The following is a 16911-nucleotide window of genomic DNA, read 5'->3' as shown; positions in this document are numbered from 1 at the left end:
GAAGGACTGTACCAAAAAAATGCGCCGGATGGCGGGGGGACCATCCGGCGCGTTAAGCGACCCGTTCAATTCGCTTGCGGGGGGACTAGGCGAAGAACCCAATGGTCGCTGTTACTACTGTTGCGGTCGCGAGGAGTCCGACGAGCCAGAGCGCCAAGGTCAGCTGACGTTCCGCCTCGGCCGCCGAAACGCGCATGGCGCGGGTGTCGGCCTTGAACATGCGTGCGGTTGCTTGATTGACGGCCATCATGATCTCCTCGAAACACTCGACTGGAAAACCTCTAACGTCCTTCCGTCTAGACCTTCGCCCGGCGGGACGAAGTGCGAAAACGCACGCGGCACTCAACTCGGTTACTCGGTACTCCGCCTCACACCACCGGAACTCGCGTGGCCATGAAGCGCATCGGCTACGATCAAAGCATCGCTGCCGATCACGGCGGGCTTTTGCACGTTCTCGGGCGGCGGTGAGGAAGTTTCGCGGCATTGTTGTGTCGATGTCACCAAGCAATGAACTCGCGCGACCTCTCCGGCAAGTTGTGCATTGGACGTAATCTTTGCGCTTGAATGCAGGCCGGGCGGCGCCTAAGCAGAGGCGCGCCCTGCGGGGCGGGCAGGGGGCCGCCCGCGCGGCGGCCGCTAGGTTCCGCTTCAACTCGCATTTCCCACGGCTTACAGGAGTTCCCAGCCATGGCTTTTCTCGCCGACGCCCTCTCGCGCATCAAGCCTTCCGCGACTATCGCGGTGAGCCAGAAAGCGCGCGAACTGAAAGCGGCGGGACGCGACATCATCGGCCTTGGTGCCGGCGAGCCCGACATGGACACGCCCGACAACATCAAGAAGGCCGCCGTCGACGCCATCATGCGCGGGGAGACGAAATATCCGCCGGTCTCCGGCATTCCGCAGCTGCGCGAAGCCATCGCTGCCAAGTTCAAGCGCGAGAACGGCCTCGACTACAAGCCCTCGCAGACCATCGTCGGCACTGGCGGCAAGCAGATCCTGTTTAACGGTCTGATGGCGACGCTCAACACGGGAGACGAGGTCGTCATCCCCACGCCCTACTGGGTGTCCTATCCGGAGATGGTGGCCCTGTGCGGCGGCACGCCGGTCTTCGCCGAAACCACGCTGGCCACCAATTTCAAGCTGTCGCCCGAGGCGCTGGAAAAGGCGATCACGCCCAAGACCAAGTGGTTCATCTTCAACTCGCCCTCCAACCCGTCCGGCGCGGCCTATAGCCGTGACGAGCTGAAGGCACTGACCGACGTGCTGCTGCGCCATCCCCATGTCTGGGTGATGACCGACGACATGTATGAGCATCTCGTCTATGGCGATTTCGTCTATTACTCGCCGGCCCAGGTCGAGCCCAAGCTCTATGACCGCACCCTCACCATCAACGGTGTCTCCAAGGCCTATTCGATGACCGGCTGGCGTATCGGCTATGCTGCCGGCCCCGAGAAGCTGATCAAGGCGATGGACATGATCCAGGGCCAGCAGACTTCGGGCGCCTGCACAATCGCGCAATGGGCGGCGGTCGAAGCGCTCAATGGCACGCAGGACTTCATCCCCGAGCGCCGCAAGATCTTCGAGGGCCGCCGCGACCTGATCGTCGGCATGCTCAACCAGGCCAAGGGCATCCAGTGTCCGACGCCGGAAGGGGCCTTCTATGTCTATCCCTCCTGCGCCGGAACGATCGGCAAGAAGACGCCCAGCGGCAAGGTGATCGAGACGGACGAGGATTTCGTCTCCGAACTGCTGCAGGCCGAGGGCGTGGCGGTGGTGCATGGCTCGGCCTTCGGTCTCGGCCCGAATTTCCGCATCTCCTATGCGACCTCCACCGAGGCCCTGGAAGAGGCCGGCCGCCGCATCCAGCGCTTCTGCAACACGCTGGTCTGATCGTCTAGGATCGGGATCTCATTCGGCCCGCCCCAGATGGGGCGGGCTTTTTATTGAGGCGTGACCGGCATTTTCAGGCCTTGCGCGGTTACGCTTTCGGATCCGGATTTTCCGTATGCCCGTCGACGGCAATGATCTGGCCCGACACCAACCTGGCGGCGTCGGAGGCCAGGAACACGGCCATGGCCGCGATGTCCTCGGCGCTGACGAAGGAACGCATCGAGGTTCCGCCGGCATAGCCTGCATAGATCGCATCGCGCGTCGTGCCCTTGGCCGCAGCTTCCCTGGCCATGACGGCTTCCATGCGGGGGCCTTCGACGGCGCCTGGGCAGATCGAATTCGCCCGGATGCCATAGGGGCCGAGTTCCATTGCCAGCGTCTTCATCAGGCCGTTGGTGGCCCATTTCGAGGCACTGTAGGGAGCCCGGTTCGGATAGCCGAAAATTCCGGCGGTCGAGGACGTCAAGATGATGGCGCCGGAGCGCTGTGCCTTCATGAGGGGCGTCGCATGCTTGGCGAACAGGAAAGCGCCCTCGAGATTGACCGCCAGGCAGTGCCGCCAAGCCGCGACCTCGATAGTCTCGATCGGAGCCGTGGGACCGGCGATGCCGGCATTGGCACACAGGGTGTCCAGCCCGCCCCAGGCGGCGCGGAGCCGGGCGAACAAGGCTTCGACTGCCGCTTCATCGCAGACGTCCAGCTGTTCGCGTTCCCAGGTCGGCGGACAGGAGGCCAGGGCGCCTGCATCGACGTCCGCGACCCATACATGCGCACCCGCCTTGTGAAACGCCTCGGCTATGGCCCGGCCGCTGCCGCTGCCTCCCGCCGTGATCAGAACGCGCTTGTCCATGGTGATGCCCCCTGGTTCGCCCGCCATAGTTTGTGGAGGCTACGCTTGTCGACGCCTCGAGCAGGGGGCGGGAAGCGACGCAAAGCGTGCCTGTTGCGACTTTGTCCGGGTGCTAGTCGCTCGGGGCAATCGCCGTACGAAAGCCGAAGATCCTGCCCAACGGCAAAAGCCCCTTCAGCGTTGCCAGCTTCGGGCGGCGAGCCACAGGCCGAACACCAGCACGGCCACCAGGACGACATGGAATATCGTGTCGCCACCTGTCTGTGGTCCGATGCCGATGGCGATCGTGAAGGCGCCGACCAGCGTCCCGAGAAGGGCAAGGCCTTGTGCGACAAGGGCGGCATGTCGCGCCAGGGACGGACGGACAAGGCCGGTGACGAAGCCCAGCGCCAGGATGACGGCGATGATCGCTTCCGCAGTGGCAGCTCTCGAATGGGGCTCTCCAAAAGGCAGCAGTCCCGCATGCACCAGGGAGGCACAGGCAAAAAGCGCAATTTCGGGGGCGAGCAGGCGTGCGATCGGAGCGGTCATGATACTTGGTCCGCGTTTCCGGTCGTGCCCATGCCAAGGCGACGCAGGGCGGCATACAGGGTGTCTGGTTTGCTTTCATCCGGGGAAAAACGCCAGGCGACGAAGCCGTCCGGCCGTACCAGCACGGCTCCATCCGGATCGAGGCGATAGGCAGCCGGCCAGCGGTCGTCGATGTCGACGATATCGCCCTCGGCGCCGATGATCTCGCAGGCGAGCGGCAGGTCGAGCCGCCGACGAGCCTCCTCGGCTGCCTGGCGCCAGTCGGTCTTGCTTGCCAGCAGCACGAGACCTTTGCCGAAGAGATCGAGACTGGACAGGCGCTGGCCATCGCGTTCGAGCCAAAGATGCGGGGCGCGGGTGCCGGGCTTCGCCGCCAGCGTGGCATGAGACTCGAAGGGCGTGCTCGACATGAGGCCGGCCGGCGGGAAGGCGCCGGCTTCGAGGCGCTGGCCGAGCACGACGTCGTAATCCGGCACGATAGGAACTGCCGGCGGCAGGCGCTTGGAGGGGTCCTTGAACCAGCTTTGCAGCCGGGCGAGGGCCTGGGCCAATGTCGCCTGCACGATGGGGCGGCGCTCGGCGTCATAGCTGTCGAGCAGACGCGGATCGGCCTCACCCTTCAGCACCATGGCCAGCTTCCAGGCAAGGTTGTGGGCGTCGTGAATGCCGGTATTGCCACCGAAGGCGCCGGTCGGCGGCATCAGATGGGCGGCGTCGCCGATGAGGAAGGCCCGGCCCTCGCGAAAGCGGTCGGCGATGGCGGCGGCGACCTCCCATGCCCTGATGTCGACCGGTTCCGCCTTGATGTCGGGGCGGCCGGCCGCACAGATCGCCAGTTCGCGGCAGCGGACTGCGTCGAAGTCCGCCGGGCGTTCGCCTTTCTGCGGAAAATATTGCAGCGCCAGCAGCCAGCGACCGCCGGCGCGCGGCGTGACGGTGCCGTTGAGATCGGTGATGAAGCAGGAGGTGAAACGCCGGCCCTGCAGGATTGGCGGCAGATCGGTGTCGAAGATGATGCTGACCCAGTGCTGCAGGGGGCCGGGACCGCTGCGACCGATGCCGAGCCGCTCGCGCATGCCGCCATTGGCCCCGTCGGCAGCGATCACATAGTCGGCGAGCACGACCTCCTCTTCTCCGTTGACGAGGTTGCGGATGCGGGCGCGGGCTCCGGTGGCGTCTTCCTCGAAGCCCTCAAACTGGCGGTCGAAACGGATATCGGCGCCGTGCTGCATCGCGTGGCGCTGCAGGATCGGTTCCAACACGTGCTGGTCGCAGGTGGCAGGCTGGGTGGGGCTGAACGGGGAGGCGTCCGGCCAGCCGAGATCGCTCCACTGGATGTCGGGATCGGCGAGGTTCTTCGCCCGTGCGATACCGCCGCCCCGCTGATCGCCGGTCCGCTCGGCGCGGATTTCGTCCTCCAGCCCGATGCTGCGGAAGATCTCCATGCTGCGTGGCGAGATGCCGGTGAATTTGTATTGGATCGAGGTGCCGGCGTGCCGCTCCACCACGAGGCAGCCTATGCCCCGATGGGCGAGCAGCGCGGCCGCCGTCAGGCCGGTGAGACCGCCCCCGACGATGAGCACCGAGGTTCTGGTTTGCGAGATCGTTTCCATGGCTATCGCCTCCGTTCGCTATTATTTTGATTGACTAAAATATTTTAATAGTCAAATATTTTTAGCGAACGAATTTTCGTGTCTGCCGAGGATGCCCTGATGACGCCGCCGGATCGCAGCCCCGACCCCGCTTCTGCGGCCTGGCGGCTGATGTTCGATTATCTGATGCGCTCCTCGCCGCAGCGCCTGGAGAGCCTGCAAAGCCGCGGCCTCACGCCCAATGACTCCAGGGTCCTGTTCACGCTGGATCGGGAAGAGGCGCGTCCGATCGGTACGCTGGCGCGGCAATGGGGCGCCGATCCCTCGACGGCCACCTGGCTGGTCGACCGGCTGGAGCGGGCGGGCCTCGCCGAGCGCTCCCCTGCGCCTGGTGACCGCCGGGTGAAGCTGGTGCGGCTCACCGAAAAGGGGGAGGCCACCCGCAAGGAGTTGATGGAAGAATATTATCGCACGCCGCGCGAAGTCGCGGCCCTTGCTCCGGTCGATCTGGCGGAACTGGTCCGCATCTTCTCCAAATTGAACCAAGGCGTGGAATGAAAGGGCGTCGCCACCGGCTCCAAAGGCTGGCGGGCGCAAAGAAAAAGGGCAGCCCGGAGGCCGCCCCTATTCGCTCGTCTTCTCTTTATTGTCTCGCTCAGCGGGCTGCGAGCCGCTCCATCTTCACCTTGGCAGTGCCCGAAGACACCATGCCGACGGCGCGGGCGGCGCCATAGGAGAGATCGAGGACACGGCCTTTGGCGAAGGGGCCCCGGTCGGTGATGCGCACCACAACCTTCTTGCCATTGCGCAGGTTCGTCACCTGCAGCTTGGTTCCGAAGGGCAGGGAGCGATGCGCGGCAGTCAGACCACCCGGGTTGAAACGTTCGCCATTGGCAGTGCGGCGACCGCTAAATTCCTTGCCGTAGTAGGAGGCCACACCGACGGAGTCAGCATAGCTAGTTCCCGTCATCGTTAGTAGAGTAATTGCTGCGGCAAAAAATGTAGCGTTCGTCGTTTTAGACGTCATTCAGTCAAGCTCTCAATAGTTGGGGATGCGCCGGGTTATAAGGTGAATTGTGTTCTCAATATGATTGACAAAAAAGCCCCGATGAACTCAAGGACTTAGGCCTGTTGTCAACGCTCTGAGGAGCTAATCTGGACTGGATTTCCAAACAAAAAACGCATCTGATTTGAACCCCGGTGGCGTGCTGGCGAAAGGACGTGTTAAGACCGCCGTCATGGCTCTGATTTGGACCCTCACGGACGGCAAGGCGGGCGACGCTCTGCAGTGCCTCGGCGTTGCCGAGGCGGTGCTGGCGCAGACCGGCGGCAACATCGTGGAACACAAGGTGTCGCCGCGGCGCCTCTATGCCCTTGCCATGCCCTGGGGGCCGCCCGACCCGGCCGACCTGCGCAAGCTGGCGCCACCCTGGCCCGACCTGGCGATCGCCTCGGGCCGTCGCGCCGTGAGCTACCTGTCCTGGCTGAAGCGGCGCTCGCCCGCCACGCTGACCGTATTTCTCAAGGATCCTCGCACCGGAACCAAGGCGGCGGATTTCATCTGGGTGCCGGCGCATGACCGTCTGCGCGGGGCCAATGTGCTGGCCACACTGACCTCGCCGCACCGGCAGACGCCGGCCGTGCTGGCGGCGGCGCGCGTGGACGCCCGCGCCGAACTCACCGCTTTGCCGCAGCCGCGTGTCGCCGTGTTGGCGGGCGGTCCCTCCAAGGACGTCGCCTTCACCCCCGATGATGTCGAGGGTTTCGTATCGGCATTGTCGCGGCTGGCCGATAGCGGCGCAGGGCTGATGGTCACCCCGTCGCGCCGCACGCCGCCCGCGATGGCGCAGGCGATCGCGCGGGCTCTGGAGGGCAGGCCGGCATGGATCTGGGATGGGCAGGGGGCCAACCCCTATGCGCAGATGCTGGGGCTGGCGGATGCTTTCGTGGTGACCGCCGATTCAGCCAACATGGTCAGCGAGGCGGCGGCGACCGGCAAGACTGTCCATGTCTACCTGCCCAAGGGCGTGCCAGCCAAGATCATGCGCCTCGTCGACGGCCTGATTGCGCACGGGGCTGTGGTGAAGTTCGACGGGCATCTTGAAAACCACCCCTATGAACCCCTAGATTCAACCCCTTTGATTGCTCAAGAAATCCTCGCGCGCCTTCGGGCGGCATCCTGATTGGAACCTAGGCATGGCTACCCGTCACTCCAAGCTCATCATCCTCGGCTCGGGCCCGGCGGGCTATACCGCGGCAATCTATGCAGCGCGCGCCAATTTGTCGCCCCTGCTGATCTCCGGCATTCAGCCCGGCGGCCAGCTCACCATCACCACCGATGTCGAGAACTATCCCGGCTTCTCCTCGGTGATCCAGGGGCCCTGGCTGATGGAGGAAATGCGCAAGCAGGCCGAGCATATGGGCGCGGGCATGGTGTCCGACCATATCGCCAAGGTCGACCTGTCGCAGCGTCCCTTCCGCCTGGAAGGGGATACCGGGGACGTCTATTTCGCCGATGCCCTGATCATTGCCACCGGTGCCCAGGCCAAATGGCTGGACATGCCGTCGGAGGAGAAGTTCCGCGGCTTCGGCGTCTCGGCTTGCGCCACCTGCGACGGCTTCTTCTTCCGCAACCGCAACGTCACCGTGGTCGGCGGCGGCAACACGGCGGTGGAAGAGGCGCTCTATCTGGCCAATATCGCCGCCAAGGTGACGGTCGTGCACCGGCGCGACCATTTCCGTGCCGAAAAGATCCTGCAGGATCGCCTGTTCAAGCATCCCAATATCGAGGTGGTCTGGAACAGCGTGCTCGACGAGATCGGCGGCAACGAGATCCCGCTGGGTGTCACCCACGTCAATCTGCGCAATGTCGAAACCGGCGTCGTGACCAAGCATGATACCGATGGCGTCTTCATTGCCATCGGGCACAAGCCCGCCTCCGAACTCTTTGCCGGACAGCTCACCTTCAAGAATGGCGGTTATATTCAGACCGTTGCGGGCACGACGGCGACCAGCGTTCCGGGCGTCTATGCCGCCGGCGACGTCGCCGACGACGTCTATCGCCAGGCCGTCACCGCGGCCGGCATGGGCTGCATGGCGGCGCTTGAGGCGGAGAAATGGCTGGCGACTGAGGAAGTCCACAGGGAAGCTGCGGAATAAATCGATTTCCGCCCTAAATTTGCCACCCGTTTCAAACTTTTAGGCAATCATCATATACTCTGCGCAAATCAGATCTTCGCGCGTCGCCGAATACGCGTTGAACTTGGCCGACGTTGAACCGAAGCAAAGCAAGGGTCGAAGCGCAGAATCTGGAGCGGGGCTGAACTGGGTGCTTCATGGATTGGGATAAGCTCAAGGTCTTTCACGCGGCTGCGGAGGCCGGCAGCTTCACGCATGCGGGCGACGTGCTCGGATTGTCGCAGTCGGCCGTCAGCCGGCAGGTCTCCGCTTTGGAAGGGGATCTGCGCACGCCGCTGTTCCATCGTCATGCGCGCGGGCTGATCCTGACCGAACAGGGCGAAATGCTGTTCCGCACCACCCAGGATGTCATGCTCAAGCTGGAAGCGGCGATGGGCGCCCTCAGCGACAGCCGGGAAAAGCCGAACGGGGAATTGCGCCTGACCACCACGGTGGGGCTCGGCACCTATTGGCTGACGCCGCGCATCGGCGAGTTTCTCGATCTTTATCCCGATATGCGACTCAAGCTCCTGCTGACCGAGCAGGAGCTCGACCTGGGTATGCGTGAAGCCGATGTCGCGCTGCGCATGCGCCAGCCCGAGCAGGGAGACCTCATCCAGCGCCGGCTGTTCACGGTGCATTTTCATGCCTATGCTGCGCCTGAATATATCAAGCGTTTCGGCCAGCCGCGCAGCATCGAGGAGATCGACCGCCATCGCATCATCAGCTTCGGTGGCACGGCCGGCAGCTTCCTTCAGGCGATCAACTGGCTGAATACGGTCGGGCGCGATCCCAAGGACCCGCGTGAGCCGGTGTTCGAGGTCAACAATCTCGGCGGCGTCAAGACGGCGGTGGAGAGGGGCGTGGGCCTCGCCGTGCTGCCCGATTATCTCGTCGGCCGTGAGTCGACCCTGGTTCAGGTGCTGCCCGATGCGGAAATGCCGCAGCTCGAGACCTATTTCGTTTATCCCGAGGAGATGAAGAATCTGGCCCGTATCCAGGTTCTCAGGGATTTCCTGGTCAGCAAGGCCCAGCGCTGGGCCTTCTAAAACCTCGTGCCAAGAAGACGATGCCGGTTTTCGGCAAAACGCTGCGGCAACAATGACTGTGGGCACCGGGCCGGATTCCGAAATCGGGTCGGGTGCCGCAGATCCCGCGCGATTTATCCAGGCACCCGCAAGCTTGCATGATCTGACCAGGCATGGCCTGGACACCCAGCGTCTATCCGACGGCAGGCGCAGCTCCCAGCCAACCGGATCGGAACCGGGGCATTCCTTTCCGTGAACTGCGGTGCTTTCCGGCTGGGTTCTCCGATCAACTTGCCTATTTTTACAGCAAAGGTGTGCTGCGCGCCGTCTTGACCAAGGATTGGGCAAAAAGGGTGGCCATTTCGGCGGCAATTGCATCTATGCGCAGCACGCAGGGCCGGCATGTGAAAGAAAGCGTTGCAGGAGGGAGCCGGCAAATATACTCTCAGCCTTGTCAGACGTTCGGGCCATCATCCTCCCGGTGGCGACCTGGAGCATCTGACGTTCCCCTCTGGATGGTGACTTTTGGACTTTGTCCAAGCTACGGCCGGGTTCGTCCCGGCCGTCTTTTTTTGTCCAGAGTGCAAGGCGGTAGTTTTCTACAGCCTGCTTCATCGGCACAATGCTACATGACAACTTTGTAACAACGCTGAAAGGGAAAGTTTTTCCTTCCAGCGTTGCCGGGTTAAGTCTCGATTACGGATGCCGCGATCGCCGATCCAGGTGGGCTCGGACTCTTCATGTCGAGGAGAGAATACCGCCGCCTGAAAACGGGACGGCATCCATATACCGCCGGACGGTCTCGGCAAGACGATGACCCGGCCAATGCGGCGGCAGCAGGATCAGGTTTTAGGCAGCATGGGCTTGAGCGGTCCGGGGCGCCCTTCGAAAGGCCGGCTGACTTTTCGACGTATGAAAATGCAACGAGACAGGGCGATCGGCAAAAAGCGCGAATCGGTCTTAGGACCGCCCTGAGGGATCGTGGCAATGACGGGCCGGTTCGTTGTAACCATTTGATCGCTTGATCGCAGGGGATGCGCAGCATGGACCGATTCACTGGCGGCTGTTTGTGTGGTGATGTCCGGCTCGTGGCATCGGGGCGCCCATACCGGGTCGGCCTGTGTCACTGTCTCGATTGCCGCAAGCATCATGGGGCGCTCTTCTATGCCTCCGCAGTGTTCCCCCAGGAGGCGGTGACGATCGAGGGCCAGACACGCGACTATGCCGGCCGGTTTTTCTGTCCCCGTTGCGGCTCGTCTGTTTTCGCACGCAGCGCTGACGAAATCGAAGTGCATCTGGGCACCCTCGATGCCCCCGATCAGTTGATGCCCACCTATGAAAGCTGGACCGTCCGCCGCGAATCGTGGTTGCCGCCGTTTCCGCTCAAGAGCCACTACGAACGCGATCGTGATGCTACGGACCGGTCCGAAGATTAGAGAAGAGGCGATTTTCTGGAATCGTGTTTCTCACTCTGGCAGGCCGGCCTTGCGGCAGCCATCGACGAAATGCTCGAGCGTGGCGGCATCGCGGAAGGGTTCCGTCCTGGCCCAGTGGCGAATCGTGAAATGCGGGTTGCCGACGAGGAACAGTTCGACCTCCGCGCGCGCCTCGTCGAGCCGGCCTAATTGGGCCAGGCTTGCCGCCAGGAAGCGGCGTGAGCTGGTGCGGTAGGTCTCGTCCCTGCGCAGCGTTTCGATGGCGGCTTCATAGTCGCCGGCCGCATATTGCGCCTGGCCCAGCGTCAGATAATACCAGCTGGGTGGAAACGGGTTCAGCCGGAATGCCTTGCGGATTTGTTCGAGACCTTCCTCGACCCGGCCGGCTAGGACCGAGATGTCGGACAGGACAGCCCAGATGTCGGCCTCATTCGGATCGAGGTCGATCGCCTTGGCGAATTGCATGTCCGATTCGGCGAAGCTGCGATCATAGGCCAGCAGATAGGCCAGGACCCAGCGGCAGCCGGCATCGTTTGGATCGAGTGCGACCGCCTTGCGCGCCAGCTCCAGCGCGACGCTGCGGGAGGTTTCGGTCGGCCCGCCCGAATGCACCCATCCCATCCAATGGTTCATGGCAAGCCAGCGATAGGGCTCGGCATAATCCGGATCGAGCAGGGTCGCGCGCGTCAGCATCAGATGAGCCTCCCGCGCGGTCTGCGGCGAATCGTCCATCAATCGGCGTGCGCGCAGGCAAAGGTCGTAAGCCTCGAGATTCCGGGGCGGATTGCGGGGCGATGGAGTGCGCAGCCGGCCGAGCAACGCTTCCATGATCTTGCCGGTGACCTCGTCTTGGACGGCAAAGATGTCGTCCAGGCTGCGGTCGAAGCGCTCTGCCCATAAATGGTCGCCACTCACGGCGTCGACCAGTTGCGCATTGATACGAACACGCCCGGCAGCGCGTCTGGCGCTGCCCTCCAGCAGATAGCGTACGCCGAGATCCTGTGCGATGCCACGCACATCCATCGCCTTGCCCTTATAGGCAAAGGCCGAGTTGCGGGCGATGACGAACAAGCCCGAGATCCTCGACAGATCGGTGATCAGGTCTTCGGTCAGCCCATCGGCGAAGGATTCCTGCTCGGGATCGTTGCTGACATTCACGAAGGGCAGCACGGCTATCGACGGCTTGCCGGGCAGCGGCAACGGCTTTCGCTGCTCGCGCCCGAGCTCTTCGACGGCGCCGGTAAACCGATAGCCGATGCGCGGAACCGTGACGATCCACTCGCCGCCATCGGGGGCCGAGCCGAGGAGCTTGCGCAGTTGCGCGATCTGGACGGTGAGGTTGCCTTCCTCGACGGCCGTACCGGGCCAGGCGGCGTCCATCAGTACGGCCTTGCCCAGGATCTCGCCGGGCTTTTCGACCAGCGCCGCAAGCAGCTTCAGTCCGCGATAGCCGGCGGCAACGGGAGCGTCGTCCCGAACAAGCGTTCCCGCGCCTGAATCGAACACGAACGAACCGAAGGCAAAGCGCGATCCCTGCATGGGGCGCAATCTATAGCCCATTTGGAAGTTTTGAGAACTATTTGGAAGAGCTTAAGTACGGCGCCGTTCATATCTTGCAGAATCCAGCCTCAATCAGATCGGGGACCCTGTTGGACCTCGAACTTTATGGAGGTTGCCATGAACGATTTTCCCGCCCTTGGGTCGACCTGCCGCCATCAGGCTTGGTCGAGAGGAGATGAAGCATCGCGCCGGCTCTACGGCCTGGCGATGCTGCCAAGAATGATCACGATCTGGCGCGAGCGGATCTATTTTCGCAGGGACCTTGAGGCAATGGCAAAAGCCAATCCTCACTTGATCGACGATATCGGCATGAAGAAGTGGCAGGTCGAGGCGGAGATCGCCAAGCCCTTCTGGCAGCGATAGGGGAAGGGTTTCGGCATTGCCCACGGGCCTCACCGCAGGTCGTCGGGCTTGCGAGCCCTGGCTGCCGAAGCCGAGACGAAGCGACAAGCGGCTTGACAGGCGAGGCTTGGCTCGGCCACTTCCTCGCCATGGCCGAGATCAAGACCCTTTTCGTTACCAAGCTCTACCGTGCTGAACTCGACGAGGCGCAGGCGCCGCTCGCCGAGATCGACGCGACTTGCCGCTCCCTTGCCGAGGATGACGAGGCCGGGCAGGCCTGGTGCCACAAGCATGGCTATCCCGGCTATACCTCCTACGCATCGCTGAACGACCTGCCCTGGCGCTTTCCGGCCATCAAGAAGCTGGTGAAGGTGCTCGACGGCCATGTTGCCGCCTTTGCCAAGGAGCTCGAGTTCGATCTCGGCCGTGACAAGCTCAAGCTCGACGACATCTGGGTGAATGTGCTGCCGGAAGGCGGTGTGCACACCTCGCACATCCATCCGCGCTCGGTGATATCAGGCACTTATTACGTGGCAACGCCCAAGGGCTCCAGCGCGCTCAAGCTGGAGGATCCGCGGCTCGGCCTGATGATGGCGGCGCCCCCGCGCAAGGCCAAGGCCGCCCAGGAACAACGGCCCTTCGTCTATGAGGCGCCTCAGGCCGGCACGGTGCTTCTGTGGGAGAGCTGGCTGCGCCACGAGGTGCCGATCAACCAGGCGGACGAGGAGCGAATCAGCGTCAGCTTCAACTATCGCTGGCGCTGAAGCGACAGTCGCTCAATAGGTGGCGCGGCCACCCGAAGCATCGAAGACCGCGCCGGTGGCGAAGGAGCATTCCTCGCTGGCGAGCCAGGCGATCATGGCGGTGACTTCGTCAACCTTGCCGAAGCGGCCCATTGGGATCTTGGACAGCATGTAGTCGATATGGGCCTGCGCCACCTGCTTGAGGATGGGCGTGTCGATCGTGGCCGGCGCGATGACGTTGGCAGTGACGCCGCTTTTGGCCAGTTCCTTGCCCAGCGCCTTGGTGAAGCCGATCACGGCGGCCTTCGAGGCTGAGTAGGCGGAGGCGGTGGGGTTGCCCTCCTTGCCGGCGATCGAGGCCAGGTTGACGATGCGGCCATAGCCGCGCTTCTTCATCATCGCCGCGATGAAACGGTTGGCATAGAACAACCCGTTCACATTGATCTCGAAGATGCGCTTCCATTCCTCGATCGGATAGTCGATCACCGGCGCATTGCGCCCGGCGACACCGGCCGAGCAGATCAGGGCGTCGATCTGGCCGAGATGGCGTTCGGAGGTCTTGGCGGCGGTCTCGACAGCCTCCGGATTGGTGACGTCGACCACCAGGCCGAAGGTGCCGGGGCCGATCTGCGCCTTCGCGGCATCGATGCGCGTGGCATCGACGTCCCAGATCATGATCCGGCCACCTTCGGCGGCGATGCGCCGGGCGCTGGCGAGGCCGATGCCGGAAGCTCCGCCGGTGATGACGGCGCTACGGCCTTTGAAACGATCGGCGAAGAGGGCCATGGCAGCGCTTTCTCCCGATGGTGACGACGGCTTTTATGACATCCTATTGCAGCGCAGCCGTCGGGCAAGCCGGAAATGCGGTGATTTCCAGCCTTGGGGGGCTCTAGAGATCACCGCCGACACGTTCGACCCGGTTGTCATGGGCGATGCTGACAGGTGTGACGATCCCCTGGTCCTGGATGCGGGTCCAGCAGGCTGCGGCATCGCCGGCCGTGCCCTTGCAATCGGGATGGCTGGCCCAGCGCTGAGCGAACAGCGCCTTCACCGTGGGGTTTCGCACCGACAGGTCACCGAAACGGTCGATTCGTCCGAGGGAGATCCCAACGCTCCTGAAAGCCTCATAGGGCAGCTCGCTGCAGTAGATGGCGCTCGGATCGAGGCGGAAATAGAGATCGTAAGGTCGGCCGAGATAGGTCCGTGCCGCCGTGATGGCGGCATCCGCCTTGGCTTGATCGAGCCCGCGTACCCGATAGATGGCGAAGCGGCGTTGCGTGCCGCGGGCCAGGAAGGTCTTGAGCGGTGTTTGCCGTACGATATCGGCTGCCTCGATCACCATTGGTCCGGCGGGCGTGAGGGAGACGATGCCCATATGCGTGTAGGTGCTGCCCGAGGCCAGGCGGATCGCCTCGCTTTGGGGGCTCTTCGATTGCTGGAAGACGAGGTCGCCCTGGCGCAGGCGCGGCAGGTTCTCCGCCCGGGCCTGGGCTGCCATCAGCGCAAGCGCGATCGTAAAAAGGATAGTTGCGCGCATGGACCCTCCGGCATTGCGAGCATGAAGGGTAGGGCAGGGGAACATTGCCTGTCGAGCCGGTGTGGCATGGAAAATCCGTGCATGGCTCCATTGCTTCCGGGCGAATGGCGACGGCTCTTCAATCTGGGGAGCCTGGTCTTCGGGACAAGATTGACCTTCCCTTGCGTCTTCGCGCCGGGCTATGAAACCCGCACGGCTCCGCGGGAGGTTCCATGCTGTCGAAACGTGATTTCGTGACGCTCGCCATCGCAGGCGGGGCATCGGCTGCCACGGGTATTGCCAGCTGGACCGGCTCTTCCCAAATCCTCGTCTTCGTCATCGGTGCCGTGGCTCTTGCCGGACTGGCCTCGCTGATCGGCGAGGCCACCGATCATCTCGGGCGCTATCTCAGCCCGGCCGCCACCGGCATCGTGCAATCGGCGGTCGGCAACCTGCCAGAACTCTGCGTGTGTATCTTCGCGTTGCGGGCCGGCTTGATCGAGGTGGTGCAGGCGTCTCTGATCGGCTCGATCCTCGGCAACAGCCTCTTGGTGCTCGGTATCGCCTTCATCGCCGGCAGTGCCCGCCACAAGGTGCTGGTCTTCGATGCGGCCGGGCCACGCATGATCGCGGCGCTGCTGCTGCTGGCGGTTTCCGCGCTGATGCTCCCGACGCTCGCTTCGGTGATGCATCTGCCTGCTGGCGCCCATGAGGACAAGCTGGCCCTGGTCTGCGCCGGCGTCCTGCTCCTGGTCTTCCTGGTTTCCGTCAGGGTCATGCTGGGCGGCAGCGAACGCACCGTGCCGGCCGAGGCGCATGGCCAGCAGGAGGGCGGCTGGCCACTCTGGCTGTCACTGGCGATCCTGGCGATCGCCGGCGTTGCCGCCCTGTTCGTGTCCGACTGGTTCGTCGAAGCGTTGAACCCGGCCATCGAGACGCTCGGCATATCGCAGGCCTTTGCCGGCCTCGTCATCGTGGCGATCGTCGGCAATGCGGTGGAGAATGTCGTGGGCATCCAATTCGCCCTGCGCAACCAGGCCGAACTCGCCATCAGCGTGATCCTGAACTCCTCGCTGCAGGTGGCGCTCGCCCTGATCCCCGTGCTGGTCTTCGTCAGCTATGCCATGGGCGGGACGCCCTTCACCCTGGTGATCCCGCCGATGCTGGCCGTGGCCTTGATGCTGTCGGCCATCATCGGCGTGGTTGTCACCGCGGATGGCCGGGCCGACATGGCGGACGGCGCCGCGCTCGTCGGCCTCTACGTCATCATCGCCGCCATTTTCTGGTGGGGCTAGAGTAAAGTGCGATTTCTCTGAATCGCACTTTCTCTCTAACTCTTTGTTTTGGCGCGTTTTATTAATCGAAAAGTCTATCAACTTTTCTGAAAAACGCTCTAGGAGTTGTGGACACTTATCTGATCCATAGAACTGTAGCGGCAAGGGTTATGACGGCGAGATAATTTCTAGCGGTTTTCTCGAAACGAGTAGCGACCCGTCGGAACTGCTTGAGCTTTGAGAAGCAACACTCGATGAGGTGGCGCTGGGCGTAGAGGTGCTTGTCGACAGGGTATTTTCGAGCCCGCGACGGGTTGCTTGGGATGACAGCCACAGCATCTTTGTCTGCAATTGCCTGGCGCAGGCGATCGGCGTCGTAAGCGGCGTCGGCCATCACGACCTTGGCGGGTAAGCCGTCGATCAAGGCATAGGCCTGGGGGCAATCGCCTCTGTGGCCGGCGGTCAGGGTGAAGCGCACCGGGCAGCCAAGACCTCTGACAGCCATATGGATCTTGGTGCTCAGGCCGCCGCGAGAACGGCCAAGGGCCTGATCTTCAGACCCCCTTTTTTGGCGCCCGAAGCATGCTGATGGGCACGGATGATGGTGGAATCAACGATCAGATACTCGAAGTCCGGATCGTCCGACATCGCCGTGAAGATGCGCCACCATACACCCTTATGGCTCCAACGGCTGAAGCGACGGAAGACACTGTTCCACTCACCGAAGACCTCGGGCAGGTCACGCCAGGGCGAACCGGTGCGCACGATCCACAACACCGCTTCCACAAACATCCGGTTATCGTGACCAGACGAACCGCGCGTCCGTTCATCGCCGATAATATGCGCCGAAATACGCTCCCATTGATCGTCGCGTAGAATCAGACGGTCCAAAACACCCATCGCTGCCTCCAAAAGACAGCTTTGAATCACATATCCCCCACTCTTGGGAATCCCAAGAGTCCACAACTCCTA

Annotated in this window: 18 protein-coding genes; 9 read left to right on the top strand and 9 right to left on the bottom strand. The window is 63.1% G+C overall.

What is annotated here, in order from left to right; genetic code table 11:
• Positions 1–85 precede the first annotated feature (85 nt).
• A complete protein-coding gene (locus ACTJKX_RS29975) occupies positions 86–250 on the bottom strand; it encodes a hypothetical protein (RefSeq protein ID WP_311944394.1) in 165 nt (54 codons plus the stop codon).
• A gap of 437 nt (positions 251–687) precedes the next feature.
• On the opposite strand from ACTJKX_RS29975, the gene ACTJKX_RS29970 reads away from it, so the two are divergent.
• Positions 688–1890, top strand: coding sequence for a pyridoxal phosphate-dependent aminotransferase (locus ACTJKX_RS29970; protein WP_068291391.1), 1203 nt, complete (start codon positions 688–690; stop codon positions 1888–1890).
• Between the two features lie 88 nt (positions 1891–1978).
• On the opposite strand, the gene ACTJKX_RS29965 is transcribed toward ACTJKX_RS29970, so the two are convergent.
• The 3 genes from ACTJKX_RS29965 to ACTJKX_RS29955 all read right to left on the bottom strand — a co-directional run bounded on the left by ACTJKX_RS29965 (position 1979) and on the right by ACTJKX_RS29955 (position 4884).
• Entirely contained in the window at positions 1979–2740 is a 762-nt protein-coding gene (locus ACTJKX_RS29965) for an SDR family oxidoreductase (RefSeq protein ID WP_440727494.1), read from the bottom strand.
• Positions 2741–2914: 174 nt separating this feature from the next.
• Positions 2915–3271: a hypothetical protein gene (locus tag ACTJKX_RS29960; protein WP_394307855.1), complete on the bottom strand. Its 357-nt coding sequence runs from the start codon at positions 3269–3271 to the stop codon at positions 2915–2917.
• Entirely contained in the window at positions 3268–4884 is a 1617-nt protein-coding gene (locus tag ACTJKX_RS29955; RefSeq protein WP_440727493.1) for an FAD-dependent monooxygenase, read from the bottom strand. The genes ACTJKX_RS29960 and ACTJKX_RS29955 overlap by 4 nt, the downstream gene beginning before the upstream one ends.
• A gap of 78 nt (positions 4885–4962) precedes the next feature.
• On the opposite strand from ACTJKX_RS29955, the gene ACTJKX_RS29950 reads away from it, so the two are divergent.
• Complete coding sequence (locus ACTJKX_RS29950) at positions 4963–5421, top strand: MarR family winged helix-turn-helix transcriptional regulator (RefSeq protein ID WP_367623339.1); 459 nt, start codon at positions 4963–4965, stop codon at positions 5419–5421.
• A gap of 97 nt (positions 5422–5518) precedes the next feature.
• On the opposite strand, the gene ACTJKX_RS29945 is transcribed toward ACTJKX_RS29950, so the two are convergent.
• Positions 5519–5890 carry a septal ring lytic transglycosylase RlpA family protein gene (locus ACTJKX_RS29945; RefSeq protein WP_082979910.1) on the bottom strand — a complete coding sequence of 124 codons (372 nt, stop codon included), beginning with the start codon at positions 5888–5890 and terminating at the stop codon, positions 5519–5521.
• Between the two features lie 211 nt (positions 5891–6101).
• Here ACTJKX_RS29945 and ACTJKX_RS29940 point away from each other — a divergent pair, with 211 nt between their 5' ends.
• The 4 genes from ACTJKX_RS29940 to ACTJKX_RS29925 all read left to right on the top strand — a co-directional run bounded on the left by ACTJKX_RS29940 (position 6102) and on the right by ACTJKX_RS29925 (position 10504).
• Positions 6102–7046: a mitochondrial fission ELM1 family protein gene (locus ACTJKX_RS29940; RefSeq protein WP_440727492.1), complete on the top strand. Its 945-nt coding sequence runs from the start codon at positions 6102–6104 to the stop codon at positions 7044–7046.
• Positions 7047–7059: 13 nt separating this feature from the next.
• The gene (trxB, locus tag ACTJKX_RS29935; RefSeq protein WP_440727491.1) at positions 7060–8022 is read left to right on the top strand and encodes a thioredoxin-disulfide reductase; all 963 of its coding nucleotides are present in this window, start codon (positions 7060–7062) and stop codon (positions 8020–8022) included.
• A 176-nt stretch (positions 8023–8198) separates the two neighbouring features.
• The gene (locus ACTJKX_RS29930) at positions 8199–9089 is read left to right on the top strand and encodes a LysR family transcriptional regulator (protein ID WP_068291406.1); all 891 of its coding nucleotides are present in this window, start codon (positions 8199–8201) and stop codon (positions 9087–9089) included.
• A 1022-nt stretch (positions 9090–10111) separates the two neighbouring features.
• On the top strand, positions 10112–10504 hold the full coding sequence (locus ACTJKX_RS29925; protein ID WP_394307865.1) for a GFA family protein: 393 nt from the start codon (positions 10112–10114) through the stop codon (positions 10502–10504).
• A gap of 30 nt (positions 10505–10534) precedes the next feature.
• Here ACTJKX_RS29925 and ACTJKX_RS29920 read toward each other — a convergent pair whose 3' ends face one another.
• On the bottom strand, positions 10535–12043 hold the full coding sequence (locus ACTJKX_RS29920) for a winged helix-turn-helix domain-containing tetratricopeptide repeat protein (protein WP_440727490.1): 1509 nt from the start codon (positions 12041–12043) through the stop codon (positions 10535–10537).
• A gap of 138 nt (positions 12044–12181) precedes the next feature.
• On the opposite strand from ACTJKX_RS29920, the gene ACTJKX_RS29915 reads away from it, so the two are divergent.
• A complete protein-coding gene (locus ACTJKX_RS29915) occupies positions 12182–12427 on the top strand; it encodes a DUF1127 domain-containing protein (RefSeq protein WP_440727489.1) in 246 nt (81 codons plus the stop codon).
• 92 nt (positions 12428–12519) lie between these two features.
• Entirely contained in the window at positions 12520–13170 is a 651-nt protein-coding gene (locus tag ACTJKX_RS29910) for a TIGR02466 family protein (protein ID WP_311944383.1), read from the top strand.
• A gap of 12 nt (positions 13171–13182) precedes the next feature.
• Here the strand turns inward: ACTJKX_RS29910 and ACTJKX_RS29905 are convergent, their stop codons facing one another.
• Positions 13183–13935 carry an SDR family NAD(P)-dependent oxidoreductase gene (locus ACTJKX_RS29905; RefSeq protein WP_311944382.1) on the bottom strand — a complete coding sequence of 251 codons (753 nt, stop codon included), beginning with the start codon at positions 13933–13935 and terminating at the stop codon, positions 13183–13185.
• Between the two features lie 103 nt (positions 13936–14038).
• A complete protein-coding gene (locus tag ACTJKX_RS29900; RefSeq protein WP_440727488.1) occupies positions 14039–14686 on the bottom strand; it encodes a YiiX/YebB-like N1pC/P60 family cysteine hydrolase in 648 nt (215 codons plus the stop codon).
• Between the two features lie 212 nt (positions 14687–14898).
• Here ACTJKX_RS29900 and ACTJKX_RS29895 point away from each other — a divergent pair, with 212 nt between their 5' ends.
• Positions 14899–15960, top strand: a complete 1062-nt coding sequence (locus tag ACTJKX_RS29895) for a calcium:proton antiporter (RefSeq protein WP_440727487.1) — start codon at positions 14899–14901, stop codon at positions 15958–15960.
• Positions 15961–16075: 115 nt separating this feature from the next.
• Here the strand turns inward: ACTJKX_RS29895 and ACTJKX_RS29890 are convergent.
• Positions 16076–16839, bottom strand: a protein-coding gene (locus tag ACTJKX_RS29890; protein WP_440727486.1) for an IS5 family transposase whose coding sequence is annotated in 2 segments (ribosomal slippage) — positions 16076–16501 and positions 16504–16839 — 762 coding nt in all. Because the reading frame shifts where the segments join, the coding sequence is not laid out codon by codon here.
• Positions 16840–16911 lie beyond the last annotated feature (72 nt).

It is taken from the genome of Labrys sp. 22185 (assembly GCF_052045555.1).
GTDB classification, from domain to species: domain Bacteria; phylum Pseudomonadota; class Alphaproteobacteria; order Rhizobiales; family Labraceae; genus Labrys; species Labrys neptuniae.
The sequence above is the reverse complement of the archived record's forward strand: the minus strand, read 5'-3'. Positions and strand labels throughout refer to the sequence as shown.